The organism is Halorubrum halodurans (assembly GCF_002252985.1).
GTDB classification, from domain to species: Archaea; Halobacteriota; Halobacteria; order Halobacteriales; family Haloferacaceae; genus Halorubrum; species Halorubrum halodurans.
Map to the genome: position 1 here is coordinate 1 of NZ_NHPJ01000129.1, position 20,949 is coordinate 20,949.

Annotated in this window: 22 protein-coding genes and 1 tRNA gene; 13 read left to right on the top strand and 10 right to left on the bottom strand. The window is 68.6% G+C overall.

Translation table 11 applies throughout. From position 1 onward, the window contains the following. The first annotated feature begins 178 nt into the window (after nucleotides 1-178). The 6 genes from DJ70_RS17060 (at nucleotide 179) to DJ70_RS14495 (ending at nucleotide 4,916) form a co-directional block, all read left to right on the top strand. Nucleotides 179-1,720: a hypothetical protein gene (locus DJ70_RS17060; protein WP_143421048.1), complete on the top strand. Its 1,542-nt coding sequence runs from the start codon at nucleotides 179-181 to the stop codon at nucleotides 1,718-1,720. Nucleotide 1,721: 1 nt separating this feature from the next. Further along, nucleotides 1,722-1,901, top strand: coding sequence for a hypothetical protein (locus DJ70_RS14475; RefSeq protein ID WP_094534214.1), 180 nt, complete (start codon nucleotides 1,722-1,724; stop codon nucleotides 1,899-1,901). Then, entirely contained in the window at nucleotides 1,901-2,467 is a 567-nt protein-coding gene (locus DJ70_RS14480) for a hypothetical protein (protein WP_094534216.1), read from the top strand. The genes DJ70_RS14475 and DJ70_RS14480 overlap by 1 nt, the downstream gene beginning before the upstream one ends. Further along, complete coding sequence (locus DJ70_RS14485; RefSeq protein WP_094534218.1) at nucleotides 2,464-3,234, top strand: hypothetical protein; 771 nt, start codon at nucleotides 2,464-2,466, stop codon at nucleotides 3,232-3,234. The genes DJ70_RS14480 and DJ70_RS14485 overlap by 4 nt, the downstream gene beginning before the upstream one ends. Next, nucleotides 3,234-4,328 (top strand): hypothetical protein, encoded by a 1,095-nt coding sequence (locus DJ70_RS14490; protein ID WP_094534220.1) that lies wholly within the window; start codon nucleotides 3,234-3,236, stop codon nucleotides 4,326-4,328. Before DJ70_RS14485 ends, DJ70_RS14490 begins: the two co-directional genes overlap by 1 nt. Nucleotides 4,329-4,517: 189 nt before the next feature. Continuing rightward, nucleotides 4,518-4,916, top strand: coding sequence for a hypothetical protein (locus DJ70_RS14495; RefSeq protein WP_094534222.1), 399 nt, complete (start codon nucleotides 4,518-4,520; stop codon nucleotides 4,914-4,916). Between the two features lie 30 nt (nucleotides 4,917-4,946). Here the strand turns inward: DJ70_RS14495 and DJ70_RS17065 are convergent, their stop codons facing one another. The 6 genes from DJ70_RS17065 to DJ70_RS14520 all read right to left on the bottom strand — a co-directional run bounded on the left by DJ70_RS17065 (nucleotide 4,947) and on the right by DJ70_RS14520 (nucleotide 9,091). Beyond that, nucleotides 4,947-5,372, bottom strand: coding sequence for a hypothetical protein (locus DJ70_RS17065; RefSeq protein WP_143421049.1), 426 nt, complete (start codon nucleotides 5,370-5,372; stop codon nucleotides 4,947-4,949). 328 nt (nucleotides 5,373-5,700) lie between these two features. Next, complete coding sequence (locus DJ70_RS14500) at nucleotides 5,701-7,317, bottom strand: DUF7845 domain-containing protein (protein WP_094534224.1); 1,617 nt, start codon at nucleotides 7,315-7,317, stop codon at nucleotides 5,701-5,703. 106 nt (nucleotides 7,318-7,423) lie between these two features. Continuing rightward, nucleotides 7,424-7,729: a hypothetical protein gene (locus DJ70_RS14505; RefSeq protein ID WP_094534226.1), complete on the bottom strand. Its 306-nt coding sequence runs from the start codon at nucleotides 7,727-7,729 to the stop codon at nucleotides 7,424-7,426. 112 nt (nucleotides 7,730-7,841) lie between these two features. Further along, nucleotides 7,842-8,081 (bottom strand): DUF7563 family protein, encoded by a 240-nt coding sequence (locus DJ70_RS14510; RefSeq protein WP_094534228.1) that lies wholly within the window; start codon nucleotides 8,079-8,081, stop codon nucleotides 7,842-7,844. A gap of 175 nt (nucleotides 8,082-8,256) precedes the next feature. Continuing rightward, a tRNA-Ile gene (locus DJ70_RS14515) sits at nucleotides 8,257-8,330 on the bottom strand. 113 nt (nucleotides 8,331-8,443) lie between these two features. After that, nucleotides 8,444-9,091, bottom strand: coding sequence for an FxsA family protein (locus DJ70_RS14520; RefSeq protein ID WP_094534230.1), 648 nt, complete (start codon nucleotides 9,089-9,091; stop codon nucleotides 8,444-8,446). A gap of 125 nt (nucleotides 9,092-9,216) precedes the next feature. Here DJ70_RS14520 and DJ70_RS14525 point away from each other — a divergent pair, with 125 nt between their 5' ends. After that, the gene (locus DJ70_RS14525; protein ID WP_094534232.1) at nucleotides 9,217-9,924 is read left to right on the top strand and encodes a DUF1405 domain-containing protein; all 708 of its coding nucleotides are present in this window, start codon (nucleotides 9,217-9,219) and stop codon (nucleotides 9,922-9,924) included. Nucleotides 9,925-9,991: 67 nt separating this feature from the next. Then, a complete protein-coding gene (locus tag DJ70_RS14530) occupies nucleotides 9,992-11,038 on the top strand; it encodes a hypothetical protein (RefSeq protein ID WP_094534234.1) in 1,047 nt (348 codons plus the stop codon). A gap of 309 nt (nucleotides 11,039-11,347) precedes the next feature. Here DJ70_RS14530 and engB read toward each other — a convergent pair whose 3' ends face one another. Then, nucleotides 11,348-11,968 carry a GTP-binding protein EngB gene (gene engB, locus DJ70_RS14535; protein WP_094534235.1) on the bottom strand — a complete coding sequence of 207 codons (621 nt, stop codon included), beginning with the start codon at nucleotides 11,966-11,968 and terminating at the stop codon, nucleotides 11,348-11,350. A gap of 24 nt (nucleotides 11,969-11,992) precedes the next feature. Continuing rightward, entirely contained in the window at nucleotides 11,993-12,703 is a 711-nt protein-coding gene (locus DJ70_RS14540; protein WP_094534237.1) for a DUF4013 domain-containing protein, read from the bottom strand. A gap of 214 nt (nucleotides 12,704-12,917) precedes the next feature. Between DJ70_RS14540 and DJ70_RS14545 the strand changes: the two genes are divergently transcribed. Together DJ70_RS14545 and DJ70_RS14550 are read left to right on the top strand one after the other, a co-directional pair. Beyond that, nucleotides 12,918-13,655 carry a 5-formyltetrahydrofolate cyclo-ligase gene (locus tag DJ70_RS14545; RefSeq protein WP_094534239.1) on the top strand — a complete coding sequence of 246 codons (738 nt, stop codon included), beginning with the start codon at nucleotides 12,918-12,920 and terminating at the stop codon, nucleotides 13,653-13,655. 204 nt (nucleotides 13,656-13,859) lie between these two features. Continuing rightward, the gene (locus DJ70_RS14550; RefSeq protein ID WP_179234070.1) at nucleotides 13,860-14,714 is read left to right on the top strand and encodes a halocyanin domain-containing protein; all 855 of its coding nucleotides are present in this window, start codon (nucleotides 13,860-13,862) and stop codon (nucleotides 14,712-14,714) included. Between the two features lie 33 nt (nucleotides 14,715-14,747). Here DJ70_RS14550 and DJ70_RS14555 read toward each other — a convergent pair whose 3' ends face one another. Beyond that, nucleotides 14,748-15,404 carry a helix-turn-helix domain-containing protein gene (locus DJ70_RS14555; RefSeq protein WP_094534241.1) on the bottom strand — a complete coding sequence of 219 codons (657 nt, stop codon included), beginning with the start codon at nucleotides 15,402-15,404 and terminating at the stop codon, nucleotides 14,748-14,750. Between the two features lie 87 nt (nucleotides 15,405-15,491). Between DJ70_RS14555 and DJ70_RS14560 the strand changes: the two genes are divergently transcribed. From DJ70_RS14560 to DJ70_RS14570, 3 genes are all read left to right on the top strand, one after another. After that, nucleotides 15,492-16,808 (top strand): FAD-dependent monooxygenase, encoded by a 1,317-nt coding sequence (locus DJ70_RS14560; RefSeq protein ID WP_094534243.1) that lies wholly within the window; start codon nucleotides 15,492-15,494, stop codon nucleotides 16,806-16,808. Then, nucleotides 16,805-17,734, top strand: a complete 930-nt coding sequence (locus tag DJ70_RS14565) for a glycosyltransferase (RefSeq protein ID WP_094534245.1) — start codon at nucleotides 16,805-16,807, stop codon at nucleotides 17,732-17,734. The genes DJ70_RS14560 and DJ70_RS14565 overlap by 4 nt, the downstream gene beginning before the upstream one ends. Before the next feature lie 187 nt (nucleotides 17,735-17,921). After that, a complete protein-coding gene (locus DJ70_RS14570) occupies nucleotides 17,922-18,719 on the top strand; it encodes a ZIP family metal transporter (protein WP_094534247.1) in 798 nt (265 codons plus the stop codon). 24 nt (nucleotides 18,720-18,743) lie between these two features. Here DJ70_RS14570 and gatE read toward each other — a convergent pair whose 3' ends face one another. Beyond that, on the bottom strand, nucleotides 18,744-20,627 hold the full coding sequence (gene gatE, locus DJ70_RS14575) for a Glu-tRNA(Gln) amidotransferase subunit GatE (protein WP_094534249.1): 1,884 nt from the start codon (nucleotides 20,625-20,627) through the stop codon (nucleotides 18,744-18,746). Between the last annotated feature and the right edge of the window lie 322 nt (nucleotides 20,628-20,949).

Genomic DNA, 20,949 nt, shown 5'->3' on the forward strand with positions numbered 1-20,949 from the left:
CTGGGGGACGCTCGAGCGCACCTCGGGCGGCGGAGGCGGGCTCCTCGGTGGGGGCGGCGGGAACCTCCCGATCGTCGGTGTCCTCGTCATCGCGGGGGCGGTGTTGTTCCTGACTAAGGAGGACTAGCGGATGACCGCAACACAACCGACGAAACGCCGATACTCGCGCCGGGGGGTAATGAGAAAAACCGCGCTCGGGATCGGCGCGTTCGCTGGTGCCGGAGCGGTCGGCTCGTCGACGGCGGCGGCACAGTCCGCGGGCGAGGTCGCGAAGACCGCGGCGATCTATGCGTTCGGTGGACCGGCCGCGGCCGCGGTCGCCGCGTACGGCTACGTTGTCGGCGGTCCGGATGATTCGGAGGTGGCCGACTCGCTCGAGTGGCAAACACACGTCGACGAGTTCACTCGGGCTCGCGAGGATCAACTGATGCTGGAGCAGACGATCGCCTCGTTGAAGCGTGACGTTCAACTCGTCGGGAACAAGGCTCGCGAAGAAGCCATCTTTCGCATTTACGAGCAGGCCGTCGATTCAGGTTCTGAGTCCGATGCGACGACGGCGGCAGAAAACGCGATAGATGAAACGTACGCGACTGTTGAACGAGCGGTGATCAACAGTTGGAATATCAGGGCTAATCGGGTGAAGGCTGTGGCGTCGATGCTTGGTGTTGCCTCTGACTCGTGGAGGTTTGAATCTCGAGGGTATGAGGTGGACCAGCCTGATCCGGGAACCCATAACGCAGACGTGACTTTTGACGGGATCACTTCCTCAAGTCACACGCTGCTTGATGGTTCGTCGATGGGTTATATGTCTGCGCGTGAGGTTTTCGACGGGAACAACGGGCTATCTGTCTCCGACGCCGACCCCGTTACTCGCGGTCAGGAGCCTGCTGATAAGGAGTGGTACAAACAGGTTCACTCGCTGTATTGGACCAAGCCTGATTATACGAATTATGATACTGTTGATTCTCCGCTTGATGTGTCTTATGAGAGGGTAGAGGCCCTGATAACTCCGAAGTGGGCAAAGGTCTTCCGTGATTTGTATAACGCACATAGTACCCTGATGGGTGAAGTGTCGTCGATGGTTTCGACGTACTACCAACCCGCAAAAGACGGCGAGGTGGATCTTACCCAACTCCAGGGACCGGCGTACCTCGCCGAGACGGCGAAGAACGCGAGCGACTTCCAAGAGGCGACGATGGCCCTCCGGTCGATGGGGTTCAAGATCGCCGAGCAGGCATCGGTCCTGTCGGTTCAGGTCGACGGCTCGCAATCCGAGTACGACGGTCGGCTCGCACGGACGGTTCAGTCACCGGATCCGCTCCCGGTCGAAACCGAGATCCTCCCGTCGAACGTTCCGGGTTCGATCTACGGCGCGATCAACGTCGAGGACGCGGACGGGAACCGAACCGGCGAGATCGTCGAGATCACCAATCCGTTCACGATCGTCGAGGCGGAAGGCGGGGTTTCCGAAGTCACGTTCAAGAGCCGGCAACTCGCCGAATCCGACACGACGAGCGAGGAGATCGAGACGATCTTTCGGGAGAACTACGAGGCGAACAAGGAGGCGGAGGAGAACGTCTACGACACGGCGACGGGCAACGACGGCGGTGGCGGCGGAGCCGGTGGGTTCCTCCCCGAGGATCAGAACTGGGGGACGATCGCGCTCGGAGCCGGAGCCCTCGCGATCGGCTGGGGCTACCTGACCGGGGGGGACGAATAGCATGGCCGTGACCCCCATCGGGATCGCGATCAACGCGATCACTCGGACGATCGGCCCACTCGGACAGATCGCCTTCGTCGCGATCGCCGCGTTCGCGCTCGCCGCGTTCCTCGGCTACGACCCGATCGCGATCGCGGAGTCGTGGATACAGACGCAGATCCGCGGTATCGTGGGGGTCTAATGGTCCGCCTTCTCGTCTTTTGTGTTGCGGTTTCGATACTCGCTTGTGTTGCGGTCGGCGGCGCGGCCGCGACCGGGACCGGACCGGGGATCGAAGTGAACACGACGGCGGACGCCCCCGAGCCGGAGACGTACGCCCAGGAGATCGACCCGGAGACGCAGCTCGTCGAGTGGAGTTATAACGACGAGCGGGAAGGGTTCGAACTCCGTTTTCAGACGAACAAGTCGACGCGGGTCACCCTCACCGAGGCGGTCCAGTTCTCGGAGGGAGCCGGGTCCGGACGGATCTATCAGCAGCGACTCCCGGAGGGAACGAGCGACGTCTTCGTGAAGGTGCCGCGCCGCGGCGGGCAGGCGGCCGTCACCATGACCACGCCGGCGTCGATCGAGCGGAACACGTTTAGCTACGTGTCGACCGGGCAGACGACGCCGAACCGCCCGCCGATCACCTACGGCCGGGTTCAGCTCATCGTCCTCCTTACCGCGATCGGCTCGGCGGGGATGGCGTTCGGCATCGTCAAGAGACGCCGCGAGGACGAGGAACGGAGCTACCGGAGGGTTCTATGATCGGCGAGTGGATCCGGTCGCACGCGCGGATCGTCGCGGGAGCCGGGCTCTTGTACGTTGGCGCGGCACAGACCGGGCGGATCACGCCCGTGTGGGAAGTGCCGGGATTCGGCGTCGTCGCGATGGCGGGCGTCGTCGCCGCGATCGCGGGCTACCTCTCGGCCGGGAAGATCAACCAGCTACTCCCCGAGGAGGAGGGGATCTACGTCGTCGCGTTCGAGTCGAGCGACGAGACGGGCGGCGCGATCTACGAGTTGAGCGAAGACCAGTTCAACGCGATGGAAGTCCACGCCGGGACGCTCTTCGAGTGGCCGACCGCGAAGCGCGTCTACGAGGTGAAGGAGTACCGTCCCGAGGAGAACGTCGCCGTGGCGAACTGGCGGGAATCCGTCGCCGGGAGCCAGCTCGCCGGCGACGCCCTGGTGGTCGACGCGATGGATCAGATCGCCGAACTCCGCGACGAGTTCGAGCCTGAGGCGAGGAAGTCGCGCCGGCTCCAGCGACGGATCCGGTCGATCGTCCGCCGGCTCGATCGCCGTCGCATGATGGACCAGCAGGAGATCCTCGATCCGACCACGACGCCGTCGTTCGGTGACGACGACGCGACCGTGTCGGCAGTCGTCGAGGAGGAGCTGCCGGAGGACCTCAAGCCGGAGTCGATGAAGGCGGGCGACGGTCCCGCCGCGGAGACGAACGGTCACGACGAGACGATCGGCTTCGAGCTGCTGGATGAAGCCGAGGCGCTATCGATGGAGGACGCCAACTAATGGGAAACGACAAGACGGGAGCGTACGCGGCCGCCGAACTGGGATCGAAGCTCCGCGGTGAGGATCCGGGCGAGAACGTCCGGTCGTTCGCCGGGCTCATCGACGACCGGCGGACGCTCGCGCTTCTCAACTACTACGACGGGTTGATAGACGACCCGATCGAGGAAACGGAGATCGGCCGGCTCATCATCCAGAACGCGGCGACCCGGACGATCGACGAGGCGGTCCGACACGGCTCGGTGTCGCAGATGAAGTCCGCGACCGGGCTCACGGGTCAGGAACGCGACGGCGGCGACCTGTACGCGGCGGCGGCGAACGAACTCACGCACGAGGGCGCGATCGGGCTCGTGTTCGGCTCGCCCGGATCCGGCAAGACCGCGACCACGCTCGACGTGGCCCAGTCGTGGAAGGTCCGCACGGGCGGGTCGCTCATCGGAAACACGTCGTGGGACGGCTACGATCGAGTGGTCCGGTCAGACCGGGAGATGCTCGAGGCGATGGCGAACATCGAGGGACCGGTGCTGGCAGTCCTCGACGAGATCGCCCAGGAACTCTCCGGGTTCGGGAGCGGGAACAAGGCCGCCGAGCAGTTCTCGGACTCCCTGCTATTCATCCGCAAGAAGGAGGCGGATCACGGTCCGCATCCGAAACGCGGATCGGTGCTTCTCGTCGGGCACACGCGGACGAAGACGGCGAAGTCGATCCGGCGGGTCGCGTCGTTCGCGATCAACAAGCCGAGCCGGAGCGATCCCGGCGTCGCCCGGCTGCTCGAGAGCGAAGGCGGGAAAGACGAGTTCACCGAGGCGGGCGACTACAAGGGGCTCACGGACACGGCCGAGAACTATCCGGAACACGAGGCGTCGGAGTTCGACATCATCCTCGAGGACGACGAGGACGGTGAGGACGTGGTCGACGCGGCCGACCTGAAACGCGAGGAGGCGATCGACAAGGCGATCCGCGCGGTGGAACGTCACGGGATGACCTACGCCGACGCCGGCGACCTGGTCGGTTACTCCGCGGCATGGGTTTCCTCGCGGATCGCTGAATACCGCGAGGGCGAACACGGAGGATCCCTGAATGAAGCCGAAGCGTAAACCGTGCGACGGTGAGCCGATTCACCGATTCATTCACTCACCCACCCCGGCGCATACCTTATTTTATACGCGGGCGGTCCCGGCGGGGGGCGTGAATTCGCGTGGGGGATCTCGGCCCGGATTCGGTCGATCGACGTTCGATCGGGCTCGAGGCGAGACGATCGAACCGCAACCCAAACGAATCGCGCCATGAGCTACGATCCGGCGATCGTCGGTCGATACGGGAAGCTCGTCGAGCTGTGGGCGACGGAGCGATACCCGCTCACGCTGGAGTATCCCGTCGTGGACGGGCTCAAGTTCGACGCGACAGACGAGAAGGGCCGTCCTTGGGACGTGAAGGGTTCCATGGTCAACGGGGTACGACCGACGTTCAAATTCTGGGAGGACCAGCACGGGACGCTGGCGGACGCTGACGGCGGCTACGCGCTCGTGTGGTATCGAGCCGAGGGTCGAGAGATAACCGTCGTGTCGTCGCGCACGGTCCGCGCTCGCGATTTAGAAATCACGAACTGGACGAACCCCGGTGAGACGCACTACCGGAATCACAGTCGTGAAGCTCAATTACAAGCGAGCCGATTACGTCTATGAATTTCAGCCAGTAACCCCGTTGAGATCGAATTAAAATGTCCCTCTGATTTCCACGTCAATTGTTCCCCCTTGTTTTCTCAGGAAATCATCCTGTGACATGATTTGGCTCAGTTTGGCCTCATACTCTGTTAGATATCTCGTTCCATCATCACGGTCTATGTCTGGTTTGACCATATTGATTCGATGTCCATCTAAACTCAGTACTGGTAGTTGGTCAAATGGAACTCCCTGATGTGAAATCCTGATCTGGCTTTCTTGATCATGTTCCTCATCAGGTAGACTGACAAAATCTGGCTGATCAATATCTCTACGTCCTACAGAACCTGTATGACCCAGATCTTCAATCGAGATCTGTTCTGGCCAATGAACCCACGTCTGTGGCATGTCGACAAACTCCCAGTTGTCAGGATTACTATCCAGTACAGATTCTCTGACATCTGCCTTCTGTGGAGGCATATGCGTGTGTTGCTAGTGAACTGACATTATACTACCGGTAACAAATCGTTTTGATCGATATACTGTCGCAGACTAGAACAGGAAGATGACATACCGTCGATCCGTGAGAACGATGGGGTACCTTAGAATCTGTGGCCTTAGCCACACCCCTAACACGCGACCGACCCCCCAGGGTCGATCCGAGTCCGTCGGTCGACGTCTCCGGACGAGATCGTGCTTGTGTTGCGGTCGCGATCGACGCTGCTCGAGGAGTCGATCCGGGTCGAACGCGGCGAAAACTGTCGCGAAAAGCGGGTCAGGGTAGCGTTGCCACTCACGAGGGGCCGCGTCAGCCGAGCTTCCGACCCCTCCCCCACGCACCCCGTGCCGGCCGGATCTTCGGTCCCGCGTCGTCGCGGTAGTGCGTCTCCGCCTCCTTCAGCCGCTCCGGATCACGCCCGGCGTCGACCCAGTACTGCTTCAGCCGCGTGACCAGGTCCGACCACGACTCGCCGCCGAGATAGCCCATCTTCACCCGGAGCCGGGCGTCGCGCTCCTCGACGTGGATACCGTTCGCCTGGCAGAACGCGATCAGCTCGTCGGTCCGGTCGTCGAGCGACTTTCGCTCGGCGTTCTGGACCATGTTCGCCGCGGCCCCCATCGCGTTCCGCACGCCGGCGCGGGCGGCCTCGAGGGCCTCGACCACCTGCTCGGCGACGTGATGGGACCGCAACGCCACCGACCCCTGCTCGCGGACCACCATGTCCTCGATCCGCCGGAGCCCCCGCCGGACGCTGTCCGGGTGCCAGTCGTGTTCGTCCGCGATCTCCGCCGGCGACACGTCGCCCCCGTCCGCGACGAGCGTCTTCAGAGAGTCCCACTCGACCGGCGAGAGCCCGTCGGCGAGCTGCCGGACGACCACGTTCCGCTGGTCGCTCTCGACGCGCTCGAGGTTCAACGGGAGCACCCGCGACCGGTCGACCGTCTCCGCGTCGAAGTACGCATCGGGGACGAACGTCCGCCCGCCGCCCGGACCCTCGTCGTCGATCCGCTGGGTGGGAAGCCCCGCCTCGTTGAGCGTCGCGAGGACCGCCTCCTCCAGCTCGTCGGCGAGGAGATCGTGGTCGGTCGGCCGGAGCGTCTCGTCCCACCGCTTCGTCTGATAGGACGCCTCGACCTTCGGGTGCGCGAGCGGGTGGTCGTCGGGAAGTGACTCCGAGTTGCGGCCGTAGTAGTGCTTCAGCTCCTTCGGCACCCGGTGGTCGGGGAAGCACTCCCGGATCCGCTTCGGGCCGAGCGTCGCCGTGTGGTAGTAGCCGGCGCGCTCGGTGTCGTCCTGGACGACCTTCCGGTAGCCGGACCGGTCGCTCTCGAGGAGGTGGCCCATCCGCGCGAGCGGCCCCTCGCGGGCGTGGATCGGTCCGGACACGTCCTCGTCGAGCCGGACGTACCGCGCCGCGTCCATCACGACGCTGTACTCCTCGTTGCGGTCGTCGAAGTACATCGGGTCGAGCGTCACCGCGCCCGCCGCGCGCTGGATGACCGTCTCCACCGCGTCGAACTCGACGTTCGACGCGTTCACCCGGACGTTCACGGCGTCGCCGAGATCCCACATCGGCCGGGCGACCGACTTCCCGCTCTCCGACTCGAGCCCGTACCACCGCGGCTGGATCAGGGCCTTCACCTTCCGCTCGCCCACCTCGTCGTCGACGACCGCGTTCAGCCGGAACTCCCGAAGCGTGTCGAAGTCGACGCGCGTCCCGTCCGGCGTCTCGCCACCCTCGGGCGGGGCGAGTCCCGACTCCTGGTACGACAGGGTGACGTGCCACTTCTCGCCCTCGAGCCGGAAACTCCCGCGCCGGCTCCCCGTCGCGTCGACGAGTCGGGCGGCACCGAACCACGCCCCCAGCCCCGGATAGACGTAGTTCGCCATGTACTCGTGCGGGGCGGTCGCGACCGCCTTCATCCCGAACGTACCTCGCGGTCGAGATAGCAGCCGGCACACTCGACGCGGCCGCCGAGACGGACCCGAACCGACGGACGATCGCGGCCGCACGTCTCACAGGTTCGGCTCACGCGAACACCACCACCAGGTTCACCGCGGCGACGATCGCGCCGATCGTCGCGATCGCGAACCCGACCCATCGGGGCGCGTCGACGGCGTCGGCGGCGGTCGGCCACGCGGCGGCCGCGACCGCAACACAAGCGCACATCCCGACGACGGTCGCGATCTCACCCGCCGCGAGCAGCTCACGGACGATCGGGTTCGCCTCGGCGTGCGGGCCGACGGCTCGAGCCGCGAGGACGGTCGTCGTCGCGTCGAGAACCCCGTGCGAGGTGAAGATCGCGGCCGCCTCTCCGGAGCGGTCGCGGGTCACGCGGACCGCCCCCGTTCGGCGTCGCGTTCCCACCGGAGCCGCGCGGCGTCACGGACGTGCGGGCGCGGACCGCGAGCCGGATCGTACAGCCGGCTCGCGCGGACGAACGGCGTCATCCCGAGAGCCCTCCGTCCCACGGCTCGCCTGCGTTGCGGGCGGGGCTCGTTTCCGGATCCGGGGTCGACACGTCCTTGCCGGCCGCGCTCCCGTCGAAGATCCGCGACCACGAGTCACACTCGGGACACCGGTGTGCCCGACCCTCGTCGTCACCGTGGACTCGCCGGAAGTCGCTCGGGACGTGCGCCTCACAATGAAGGCAGTTGCTCCGGCTACCCTGAGATCGGAGCAACATCACGCCGAGACCACCTCGGCTAACGCCGATCGGGGGACGGCGGCGACTACCGGATCGATTTCAGCCCGGACAAGACACGCTAGCGGTGTCTCTAGGGGTGTAGAATACGGAAATTGGGTGGCTGGGGAGTCCCAGCCCACCAATTTATTCGGGCCGCGCCCGATTTTAATTAAGGTGGGCCAACACGGATTTGAACCGTGGACCTCCCGGTTATCAGCCGAGCGCTCAACCTGACTGAGCTATTGGCCCAGGTGAGCGCATCAGATGATTTCGTGGGTAGGATTTTAAGGGTTTCCTTTCAGCAGTGCGCCGCCGTCACGCGGTTTGTGACGGGGTCGCGCGACTCGGCGGCGGTCGGACGCTCAGTCGGAGCGGTTCTCGCCTTCTGACTCGTCCTCGACCGTGTACTCCACGTCGACGACGTCCTCGGAGTCGTCCTCCCCGTCGCCCTCGCGTCCCCTCGCTTCGGGACCGCCGACGCCGCCTGGGAAGCCGTCGTCCCCGTCGTCGCCGGACGTGCCCGGAGATCCGCCGGGGAAGTCCCCGGCGTCACTCGAAAAGTCGCCCTGGCCGCCGAACCCCTCTCCGCCGGGGAACCCGCCGACGTACACGTTCCCGGTGGCGAAACCTCCGGTCTCGCTGTCGATGTAGGGCACGACGACGTACCGCTTGACCGCCATGCGGATCGGCACCCGCGTGAGCGGCAGCGCGAGGAGGAACCCGAGCGCGTCGGTGACGAGCCCCGGCGTGAGCAGGAACGCGCCGGCGGCGATGAGGAGGCCGCCGTCGAGCAGCTCGTCCGTCGGCGGCTCCCCGCGGGCGAGCTTGCGTTGGACCCGCGCGAGCGTCGCCCGTCCCTCCGCGCGCAAGAGCAGCATCCCGAGGATCGCCGTCAACACGACGAGTCCGACCGTCATCACCCACCCGAGCCGCGTCGCGACGAAGACGAGGAACAACGCGTCGGCGAGGGGAACGACGAGGAGCAGCGCGAGCAGCGTTCGCGGGCGCATGCCCCTGGGTTCCGCCCCGGCCCCCATAGCCCTTTTCGTCGCGGGCGGCGGACCGTCGACGGCGCGATCCCCCGTCTCCCGCCCGCGACCGCCACGGCTTTGAACCGGCGGGCCGAGCCACGGTCATGGACATCGTCGGCGCGCTCGGTCGCGACCCGCCCGAGCGCGGATCCACGCAATCCGGCCGACGCTCCCGGTGGGTCGCGCCGCTGCCGGCGGCGCTGGAGGACGTCGCCTACCGGTTCGTCTGGGTCATCGTCGCGATCAACCTCCTCGGGACGGCCTTCGGTTTCTGGTACTACCGCTTCCAGTTCGCGCGGGTGCCCGTCGAGATGTGGGCGTTCGTGCCGGACAGTCCGGGCGCGACGCTGCTCATCGCGCTGGCGCTCGCCTCGTGGGCGGTCGGCCGCTCCAGCGACACCCTCGCGGCGCTCGCGTTCTTCGGGAACGTCAAGCTCGGGCTGTGGACGCCGTACGTGCTCGTCGTCTTCTATCCGGAGTTCCTCGCGACCTCGGGGGCCGCGCTGTACGCGTTCCTCCTCGTGAGCCACCTCGGGATGGTGGTCCAGGCGTTCGTGCTCCACCGGATGACCGACTTCCCGGTGCGGGCGGTCGCGGTCGCGACCGCGTGGTACACCGTCGACCTGCTGATGGACTACTTCGTCCCGGTCGTCGGCGGGGTCACCCACACGTCGCTGCCGTATCCGGACGCCCAACCCTGGTTCACGACCACCGTCCTCCAGGTCGCCGCCGCCGGCGCGGTCGTGCTCACGGTCGTGCCGCTCTTCGTCGCGCTCGCGACCCGCGTCGAGACGCTGCGGGTTCGCGAGTGAGGTCCGCGGGCTCGGCCCGCTCCCTCCACGACGCCCGTTTAAGTCCCTAGGCGGCGTCGGACGATCCATGAGCGCGTACGAGCGGATCGCGGACCTCTCCGTCACGATCGAGTCGGTCGACAGGCGGCGCTACGCCGCGGACACGACGAGCGGGTTCGAGCGGACGACCACGGAGTTCCGGCTCGCCGGCGACGGGCTCGTCGGCCGCGGCGAGGACGTGACCTACGAGACCGCCGACCACGACGCGCTCGCCGGGACGGACCCGGTCGACCTCGAGGGGGAGTGGACGCTCGACGAACTCTCCTCGGCCCTCGACGACGTCGACCTCTTCGACACGAAGCCGCCGGAACAGGAGTCGTCCCGGAACTACCGCCGGTGGGCCGTCGAGAGCGCGGCGCTCGACCTCGGCCTGCGTCAGGCCGACGCGAGCCTCGGCGAGTTCCTCGGGATCGAGCCCGAGTCCGTCCGGTTCGTCGTCTCGACGCGGCTCGGCGACCCGCCCTCCGCCGACCGCGTCGAGGACCTGCTCGCGCTCGACGACGACCTCGAGTTCAAGCTCGACCCGACGCCCGACTGGCCCGAATCGGCGTTCGAGCGTCTGCGCGAGACGGGCGCGGTCCGCGTCCTCGACCTGAAGGGGTGGTACGAGGGGACGGACGTGGACGTCCCCGCCGACCCCGAACTCTACCGCGACACGCTTGCCGCCTTCCCGTCGGCCGTGATCGAGGACGCGGCGTTCACGACCGCGACCCGGCCGCTGCTCGAACCCCAGGCCGACCGCCTCGCCTTCGACTACCCGATCGACGGGGTCGACGCCATCGAGTCGCTGCCCGTCGAGCCGGGATGGTGTAACGTCAAACCCTCGCGGTTCGGGACGCTCGAGTCGCTGTTCGAGACGATCGCGTACTGCCGCGAGGAGGGGATCGAGCTGTACGGCGGCGGGCAGTTCGAGCTCGCCAGCGGGCGCACCGCGATCCAGACGCTCGCGGCGCTGTTCTACCCGGACGGCCCCAACGACGTCGCGCCCGGCGCGTTCAACGACCCGGACGCGTCCCCGCCGTACCCGAGAAGTCCGCTCGAACCCGACGACGACGCGGTCGGCTTCGAGTTCTAATCCCACCGTACGGCGCGCCGGTGAGCGCCCGGCGGGCGCGAACCCGACCGCGAGGGACGCGATGAGCGCTCGAAGAGCGCGAATCGCGAGGTTGGGGAGGCGTGAGGCGCGGTTGCGGTGCTGTGCGGGTGGGACTCAAAGGGGCAGTCGCGAGGACGAAGTACGGCGACGCAAGGACCACAGGAGTGAACGGAGTGAGCGACGAGGACCGCAGCGAGCCGCGCGAGTCCTCGCGACTGGGGCTTTGGGGACGTTCGTCGTCGAGTGATCGATCACGCACGACCGAACGACTGAAACCTCATCACCGACCTACGAGACGAACTTCAGCAGGTCGTCGCGGTTGTGGTCGTGAAAGCGGTCGCGCAGACACGACTCGAGCGCGTCGATGTCGCCGCGCTTCGCGCAGATCGGCGCGACCGTGTCGGACCACTGCTGCCACGGGGGATACAGCCCGAGGCGGTCACAGATCTCGTTCAGCCGCTCGTCGAGGTCGTCGATCTTGTCGGTCTTGTTCACGGCGACGATCGGGTCGACGCCTATCTCCTCGAGGAACGCGAACATCTCCACGTCGTGCGGAACGTTCCCGCGCTCGCGGTGGCGGTCGATGATGTCGACCGCGCTCTTGCCGTCGACGACGACGACGCCCGCGAGGATCCGCTCCGCGTTCGCCTCGACGTACCGCACCACGTCGGTCTTGATCTGCTCGCGACGGTCCTCCTCGACGCCGGACATGAAGCCGAAGCCGGGCAGGTCCGTGAACATGAACGACTCGCTCGTCCAGTCGAAGTGGTTCGGCTTTCGGGTCACGCCGGGTTTCCCCCCGACGGAGACGTCGTGGCCCGTCAGCTCGCGCATGATCGTCGACTTCCCGACGTTCGACCGTCCGACGAGGACGACCTCCGCGTCGCGATCCGGCCGGTCTTCGAACATACCGGCACTCGACCGTCGAGCGGGTTAAAGGGCGCGTCGTGGATCGCGGGGCGACCCGACCGAGCCGGCGGAGCCGGCGTCGAGCTCGTCGCTCTGGTCCGAGAACGCGGCGCCGAACATCCGGAACACCGCCACCTGCCCGTAGAACTGGAGGAAGGGGACGAGGAGCAGGCCGACGACCGTGATCGCGAGGATCCCGGTCGCGATCCAGAGGACGAAGGTGACGACGAGCGGCATGAGGATCGCCACGAGGTAGTCGGTGCTCAACAGGGTGGGCTTCAACAGGGCGACGTCGAAGGCCGCGCCGATCTCGCCGCGAGCCGCGTAGGCGGTCAGCGCGGCGGGAACCGCGTAGTAGATCAGCAGCAACACCGGGAGGAACGCGAGCGCGAGCAGGACGCCGAGCACGCCCACGATCGCGCCCGCGTCGCCGCCGATCGCGCCCCCCGTCCCGATGACCAGAAAGACCAGGATCGCGTACGCCAGCACCGGGACGAACGTATACGCGACGGTGATGACGGTCCCCATGATCCCCTTCACGAGGAGGTCGCCCCACTCTTCGAACTCCGGCGGGTCCGCCGCGCCCTCCACCGTGGTCTCGAGCACCCGGACGAGGTAGCCGAGGATGACGAACGCCGGAAGCAACAGCACCGAGAGGAATCCCAACACCCCGCCGATGAGGATGCGGCCTATCCAGTCGCCACGTACCGGGTACGAGAGTCCGTCTTCGAGCATGACCGAGAGATCCCACAGGAAGTATATAAGTTTGCGTCGCCGGTCCGGGCGATCCGCGGCGGCTCGGCGGATCCATCCGGGTCGGCGGCTCGTTCGGCCGGAAAGGATCGTCCGGACCGACGGGATCGGCGAGGCAGCCGACGGGTCGGTGCCGCGTCGATCCCGGCTCGCCTCCCGCCGAACCGCTTAATCGTCCGTCGGTTCCACGGACCGTATGGACAAAGCCGAGGTCCGGCAGACGGTGTGGGACGCCCTCTCCGAGCGCGGGATCGCCCGGTTCCCGTTCCCGCCGCACGACCGGATCCCGAACTTCGCGGGCGCGGACGACGCCCGCGACCGGCTGACCGAGACGGCGGCGTGGGAGTCCGCGGAGACGGTGAAGGCCAACCCCGACGCCCCGCAGCTCCCGGTCCGGCGGGCCGCGCTCCGCGCGGGCAAGACCGTCTACGTCGCCCAGCCGCGGCTCCGCGATCCGAACCCGTTCCTCCGGCTCGATCCGGACGCGATCGGCGACGTCGACGCGGCCACGACGGTCTCCGGCATCTCCGACCACGGCGTGCCGACCGCCCCGGAGGCGGTCGACGGGATCGACCTCGTCGTCTCCGGATCCGTGGCGACGACGACCGACGGGGCCCGGATCGGGAAGGGCGAGGGGTACAGCGACCTCGAGTGGGCCGTCCTCCGCGAGATCGGCGCGGTCGACGACGGCACGACGGTGGCGACGACGGTCCACGAACTCCAGGTGGTCGACGAGGCTCCGACGCCGGTCGGCGACCCGTCGGGACTTCCCGACCCCGACCGCCACGACGTGCCCCTCGATCTCGTCGTGACGCCCGAGCGCGCGATCCGGACGGACTCCGACGCCGAACGTCCCGCCGGCGTCGACTGGGACGCGCTCGCCGACGAGCGGCTGGCCGAGATCCCGGTGTTGGCGGCACGGGCGCCCGAGTGATCCCGCTCCCCGTCGCCGACCGTGGTCGTCGCCGGTCGGATCGAACCGGCGCCGGCGGACCGCGCCGATCGCGGCGGCGACGGCCCGTCCCGGCGAGCCGATCGCGACGATCGAACCCGTCCACGCGTCCTGACGGCGGCGATTCCAAGAAACTTGGAACCGGCGTGATGTTTTGTACCCCGGCAGGCAAATATTGACGCGCACATGCCCTCCAGTAATCGACGGACGTTCCTCGGAGCGGGGACGGCCGTGGGCCTCGGCGCCCTGATCGGCGTGGACGCGGTTCGAAACGTAACCGCCGGATCGGACCGGACGAACGACCACGACGACGCGCCCCGTCCCGACGGGTCGCTCGACGACTGGCTCGCGACGGCCAACGACCCGCGGACGCCGCAGGTCCGCGACTTCCGGTTCGACGACCCGCCGACGGTGTACCTCGACGTGTCCGACTCGAGGTCGTTCTCGCCGCCGGCGATCAGGATCGAGCCGGGAACGACGGTGACGTGGGAGTGGACCGACGCCGACGACGAACACAACGTCGTCGCCGTCGACGGCGAGTTCGACAGCGGTCCCGCCGAGTCCGAGGCGGGAACGACGTTCGAGCACACCTTCGAGGACGCGGGCACGTATCGCTACGTGAGCGAGCCCCAGGCCGACGCGGGGATGAAGGGCGTCGTCGTCGCCGAACCGGCCCCCTCCAGCGAGTACCCGGCGGTCGACGAGTGGCTGGTCGATACGAACGGATACGACGGGACCATCACCGAGCGGACGGGCGAGGACCTCGTCGAGATCGTCACCGGCGCCGACGGCAACGGCGGCCACTTCGCGTTCGAGCCGCACGCGGTGAAGGTCTCCGCCGGCACGACCGTCCGCTGGGCGTGGACCGGCGAGGGCGGCGGCCACGACGTCGTCTTCGAGGACGTGGACGTCGGAAGCGAGGCGATCGCCGTCGAATCCGGCGTCAACTTCGAGCACACGTTCAACGAGACGGGCGTGTTCCGCTACGCCTGCCGGCCCCATCGCGCCCTCGGCCACCGCGGCGCGGTCGTCGTCGAGTGAGGACGTCGCCGGCGGCGCGGGTCGTCAGGCGAGTCACCCGACGATCGCGTCGAACACGCGTTCTTCGATCCGCCGGAGGTGATCGCCGACGGTGGACGGTGCCAGCCCGACCGCCGCCGCGACGTCCTCGTGCGTCGCCTCCCGTGGCGCTCGATAGTAGCCGGCGTCGACGGCGGCCGCGAGGACCTCCTCCTGCCGGCTCGTCAACGACCGCGTGAGCCGTCGGCCGTCCGGGTCGTACTCGCCGGTCCGGACGACGTCGAACGCGACCGACTCCATGGCCGTCACCTCGTCGAACAGCGTCTTGAACGCCGACTCGTCGCCGACGAACGTCACCGTCTGCGCGCCGTCCCTCCCGAACTGGATCGGCGTCTCGACGACCGCGTCGGTCCGTTCGTGCCACTCCAGGATCCGTCGAACCGGCTCGGTCGGCTCGAACCGGCTCACGGCCATCCATCGGTCCTCGCCCGAGACCATGTAGTCGCGAACCGCCGCGGACGACGACATGATCGCCTCGTATCGCCGCCGGTCGCCGACCCCCTCCGCGAGCGTCAGGACGGTGTCGGTATCGAGGAGTTCGACGTGGTGGATCGCCTCCCGACGGATCGCCGGCTCCGCGGACAGCTCCGCCCCGAGCGGGTGAAAGCCGCCCCCGTCGGCCGGCTCCAGACGCGCCGTCATGAACCGCATGCGACGATCCACTCGACCGTCCGGCTTAAATGACCGTGGATGACCGCCGGCAGCCCGTTCCGACCGGAGACCCTCTCTCCACGCGTGATGTCGAACGACTCGCCGCGGACCACGTCGCCGAACCGCCCGCCGCCGAACCGCCCGCCGCCGAACCGCTCGCCGCCGAATCGCCGGTCGACGGACGACGGATCGAGGAGCCGACCCGCCCGCGGCGACGCGGCGGATCGGGGCGGTCACGACCGGGACGTCGCCGTCGTCGGCGGCGGGATCTGCGGGCTCACCACGGCCCTGGCGCTCGAGCGGCACGGACGGTCGCCGACGGTGTACGAGGCGGCGTCCGAGTACGAGCCGGTCGGTGCGGGCATCCTCCTCCAGACGAACGCGATGCTCGTCCTCGATCGGCTGGGGATCGCCGACGCCGTCCGCGAGGCCGGCACGCGGCTCGACGAGGGCGGCCTGCGCTCGCTCGACGGGGAGTTCATGGTCCGGTTCGACCTGGACGCCCTCGAACGCCGCGAGTTCGGGTACGGGTTCGTCGCCGTCCACCGCGCCGACCTCCAGCGGATCCTCCTCGACGAGCTGGACGCGGACGTTCGAACCGGCATGGACTGCGTCGCCGTCGACGGGAGCGACCCGCCAGTCGCTCGCTTCGACGACGGCACGGAGATCCGTCCCGACGTCCTCGTGGGTGCCGACGGCATCCACTCGACGGTCCGTGACGCCGTCGCCCCCGAAACGTCGCCGCGCGCCCTCGACGGCGTCGCGTACCGCGCGCTCGTCAGCCTGGACGTGCCCGAGGCGTACCGGACGCGAGGCTTCGAGGTCTGGGGCGACGGGGCCTACACCGGCGGCTCCCCCGTCGACGCGAACCGGTTCTACTGGTTCGCGACCGCCCCCGACCGCCTCACCGACGACCGGGCCGATCCGGGGGCCGTGAGCGCGGCGCTCCGTTCCCACCTCGCGGGCTACCCCGAGCCGATCCCGGCGATCCTGGCGGCGCTCGACCCCGCGGACCTCGTCGTGACCGACCTCGCGGACCTCCCCCCGCTCGACACCTGGTCGCGGGACCGCGTCGTCCTCGCCGGCGACGCCGCCCACGCGATGCTCCCGTTCGCGGGCCAGGGCGCGGCACAGGCGATCGAGGACGGGGTGATGCTCGCCGACGCCCTCGCCACCGCCGCGGACCACGAACGGGCGTTCGAGGCCTACGAGGCCGACCGCAAGCCGCGCGCGGACCGCCTCCGCGACGCGTCCCATCGGCTCGGTCGGCTCGGAACGATCCAGTCCGCGCTCGGCTGTCGGCTCCGAAACCTCGTCATCGACGCCGTCCCGGACGCGGCGATCCGCCGGGTGCGACGCCGCCAGGCCGCCGGAACGTCGCTCCCGAACGGGCACAATCCATGACGACCCGTACCCCCACCAGCGTCGTCCTCCCGACGGTCGCGCCGACGCCCGTCATCGAGGAGGTGGCGGCGCGGCTCCGCCCGTCGGACGAGCTCGTCGTGGTCTGTGACGCCGAGACGGACGCGGTCGCGGAGCGTGCGGGATCGCTTCCCCTGGGTGTGCGCGTCGTCGTCGCCGGCGAACCCGACGGCTGCTCGGGGAAGGCGAACGCCATCGCTGCGGGCATGGAGGCCGCCCGACACGACCGCATCGTGTGGACGGACGACGACTTCCACCACCCCGAAGACTGGCTCGACCGGTTACACGAGGGGTACGACCGGCACGGTCCGGTGACGGAGTTGCCGTTCTTCGTCGGCCGCGACCCGCTCTCCGTCCTGCTCGAACCGCTGTACGCCGTCGCCGGCACCGCCGGGACGTACGCCGGCGACGTCGCGTGGGGCGGCGCGGTCGTCTTCGAGCGTGACGATATCCCGGACTGGGAGGCGTTCCTCCGGGACCTGCGCCGGACGGTCAGCGACGACGGTCTCCTGACCGACCGTGTCGAGATCACGCCGGTCAAGCGAACGCGACGCGTCGAGATCGGCGGCACCGTGGGCGAGACGATCGAGCGTCACGTCCGGTTCACGAAGCTCGCCCGCCACCACGATCCGAAGGGGGCCGCGACGAACGCGGCCCTCGGAACCGTCGCCACGGCGTGCGGGCTGTCGTTCCCCGTCCCGACGTTCGTCGCCCTGACGCTCCCGCTTTTCGGCGTCTACCTCGCGTTCGGTCTCCGGCGATGGACGTTCCTGCTGGCGTATCCCGCGGTGCTGGTCTCGGTGCCGCTCATGCTGTACGGCCTCCTCCGTCGGACCTTCGTCTGGGGCGGGCGACGCTACCGCTGGCGGGACGCCTTCGACGTGACGATCGTGGAACCCGAGTCCTGATCGCGTCGATCGGGAGCCGGACCTTCGGCCCCGTCCCCGGCGCGGGCTCGCCCGCTCGAAACGCCTCGGGTCGATCCCGGCCGCGCCGACGCGGGTCGTGGCGATCGCGGCCGACCGCCCGGCCGATCCGGATCGCGCCGCCCCATCCGTTACGGATTTGTCGCGGTAACGAGGAGTGTCGGTACGGATGGCCCTTCTCCAGAACCTCGCGTTCGTCTTCCTCGCGGGACTCCTCACGGCGCTCGCGACCGGGCTCGGCGCGCTTCCCTTCCTCTTCTTCGAGTCCATCAGCGACCGCGGAAACGTGGTTCTCTGGGGGCTCTCCTCGGGGATCATGGTGACCGCCTCGCTGTTCGGACTGATCGACGAGGGGCTCGCCGAGGGGACGATCGGGGAGGTCGCGGTCGGGATGGCCGCCGGCGTCGCCCTCGTGATCCTGGCCCACGAGGTGCTCCTCGACGCCGACGTCGATCCCCACCAGTACGAGGAGGCGGACTTCCGCAAGCTCGTGTTGATCCTCGGCGTCCTCACGGTCCACAGCTTCCCCGAGGGCGTCGCCGTCGGCGTCTCCTTCGCCGACCTCGGGCTGGAGGGCGGCGTCTCGGTCCTGGGGTTCACCGTTCCCGCGCTCGCGGTGTTCATGACGGTCGCGATCTCGATCCACAACGTTCCCGAGGGGACCGCGATCTCGATCCCGCTGCGGGCGATGGACGTCCCCGAGTGGAGAATGGTGTGGTGGGCGGTGTTCTCGAGCCTGCCACAGCCGGTCGGCGCCGTGATCGCGTTCGCGTTCGTCCGGATCGCGAGGGAGTTCCTCCCGTACGGCTTCGGGTTCGCCGCCGGCGCGATGATCTACCTCGTGCTCACGGAGTTCCTCCCGGAGGCGCTCGACGCCGGCGAGGGGCTCCCCCACGGCGGCAAGCGGGAACTCGTCGGCGGGATCCTCCTCGGCGCGGCGGTGATGGTCCCGCTGGCGTACGTCTAGCGGTTCCGCGCCCGGCGGGACGGGCTACGAGCGTTTGCCGATCTCTTCACGGAGCGCGTCCGAGACGACCTCGCCGTCCGCCTTCCCGCGGAGCGCGCCCATCGCCTCGCCCATCAGCCCGGAGAACGCGCCCATCCCCTCGGCTTCGACCTGATCGGCGTTGCGCTCGACGACCTCGCGGACCGCTTCGCGGACCGCCTCGTCGCTCACGCCCGAGAGACCCGCCTCCTCGACGGCCTCGGCCGCGGTCAGGTCGGGATCCTCGGCGAGCGTCGCCAGCACCTCCGGGACGCCCTCCTTCGCGAGGTCGCCGTCCTCGACCAGCTCGAAGACCGCGAGGAAGTGGTCGTCCGTCAGGTTCTCGACCGGCGCGCCGTCCCGGCGGATCTCCGTCGTCGTCGACGCCAGCGTCGAGGCCGCGAAGGTGGGATCGATCCCGCGCTCGACGGCGGTCTCGAAGAGCGGGAAGCGTCGGCCGAAGGCGACCTGCTCCGCGAGGCCGCGGTCGAGGCCGAAGTCCTCGACGTAGCGGTCGGTCTTCTCGTCGAGCAGCTCCGGCCGGTCGACGTCCGACGGGTCGGGCTCGACCGGCGGCACGTCCGTCTCGGGGTACATCCGCGCCGCGCCCGGCAGCGGCCGGAGGTAGCGGGTGGTGCCGTCGTCGTTCGCGCCGCGGGTCTCCTCGGGAACGCCCTCGATCGCGGCGGCGGCCCGCTCCGCGGCCGCCTCGATCGCGAGCTCGGCCGTCTCCGCGTCGTCGGCGACGAGCGCCACCGCGTCCCCGTCGTCCGCGCCGACCGCCTCCCGGAGGGCGTCGACCTCCGCCTCGGTCACGCCGTAGGCGGGCAGCTCGTCGGTGTGGAAGATCCCGCCCGCGCCGTGACGCTTGGCGTGGTCAGAAAGCTCCGTGCCGAGCCGCCGGTCCGGCTGGATCTCCCGGCCCACGAGCCCGTCGAAGCCGAACAGCGGGACCGCCATCACCTTCCCGCCCGAGTCGAGCGCGCCCCGGATCACCCCGGAATCGGTTTCGGCGAGGACGTCAGTGACGTCCGAAACGTCGCCGACGCTCGCGCCGCGGTCCGCGAGCTCGTCGCGGATCGCGAGCAGTTCGGCCTGCCGGCCGACCTCGCCGCGGACGATGTCCTCGATCCCCGCCAGATCCTGGACGCCCTTCACCTCGACGCGCGCCCCCTCCGCGATCGAGACGTTGACGTCCTGGCGGATCGTGCCGAGGCCGCGTTTCACCGCCCCCGTCGAGCGGAGCAGCATGCCGATCCGCTCGGCCGCCTCCCGCGCCTGTTCGGGGCTGGTGATGTCCGGACCGGTGCCGATCTCGACGAGCGGGACGCCGAGGCGGTCGAGCGAGTAGACGACGCCGTCGTCGGTCTCCTCGACCCGTTTGGCCGACTCCTCCTCGAGCATGAGGTCCTCGATGGAGACCGTCCCGTCGTCCGTCTCGATCTCGCCCGCCTGGCCGAGCAGGATCGACCGCTGGAAGCCGGACGTGTTCGACCCGTCGATCACGAGCTTTCTCATTACGTGCGCCTGGTCGACGACGCTCACGTCGAGCAGGTCGGCGATCTGGAGCGCGACGGACAGCGCCTCCTCGTCGACCCGGCGGGGCGGCTCGTCGTCCTCCTCGACCAGGCAGGTCGTGTCGTACGCGAGGTAGGTGAACTCGCGGTCGACGCGGCTCTCCTCTAGGGCGGCCTGGTCGAGCTCGCCCAGTTCGCTCTTGGTCGGGTGGAGCCGCCGGGTTATCTCCCGGTCGGCCTCGGCGGGGTCGCGCTCGACGGTCGGGGAGTCACAGAACAGCTTCGTCGCCGTGTCGAGCTGCTGGTGGATCTCCAGCCCGGCGACGAGGCCCAGCTCCTCGTGGTCGTACTCGGGGGTCGCGTCCGTACTCATTACGCCCCACTCCGACGGCGCGCGACTAAAAGGGTGGCAGTTCGCGTGAGCGGCGTACCCGCGACCGCGCGGGCCGTCGCGGTCCCGGCGTGGGAGGCGGTTCCCCGCGCCGACAGCGACGACGCGGTGGACGGAGCCGCCGCTCGGAGCGTAGCGTCCGTAGGAATTGTGCGTGGGTGCTGTCGTAGAGACAACACCGTGCATCGGTGTGGCGGGTGTGCCGCCGTGCGATGCGTGGGACCGGATTTGAACCGGCGGACCTCTACAGGACAGCGCCCTCACTGCCTCTTATAAACATCTGACGCTACCGCCGAAGAGGCCA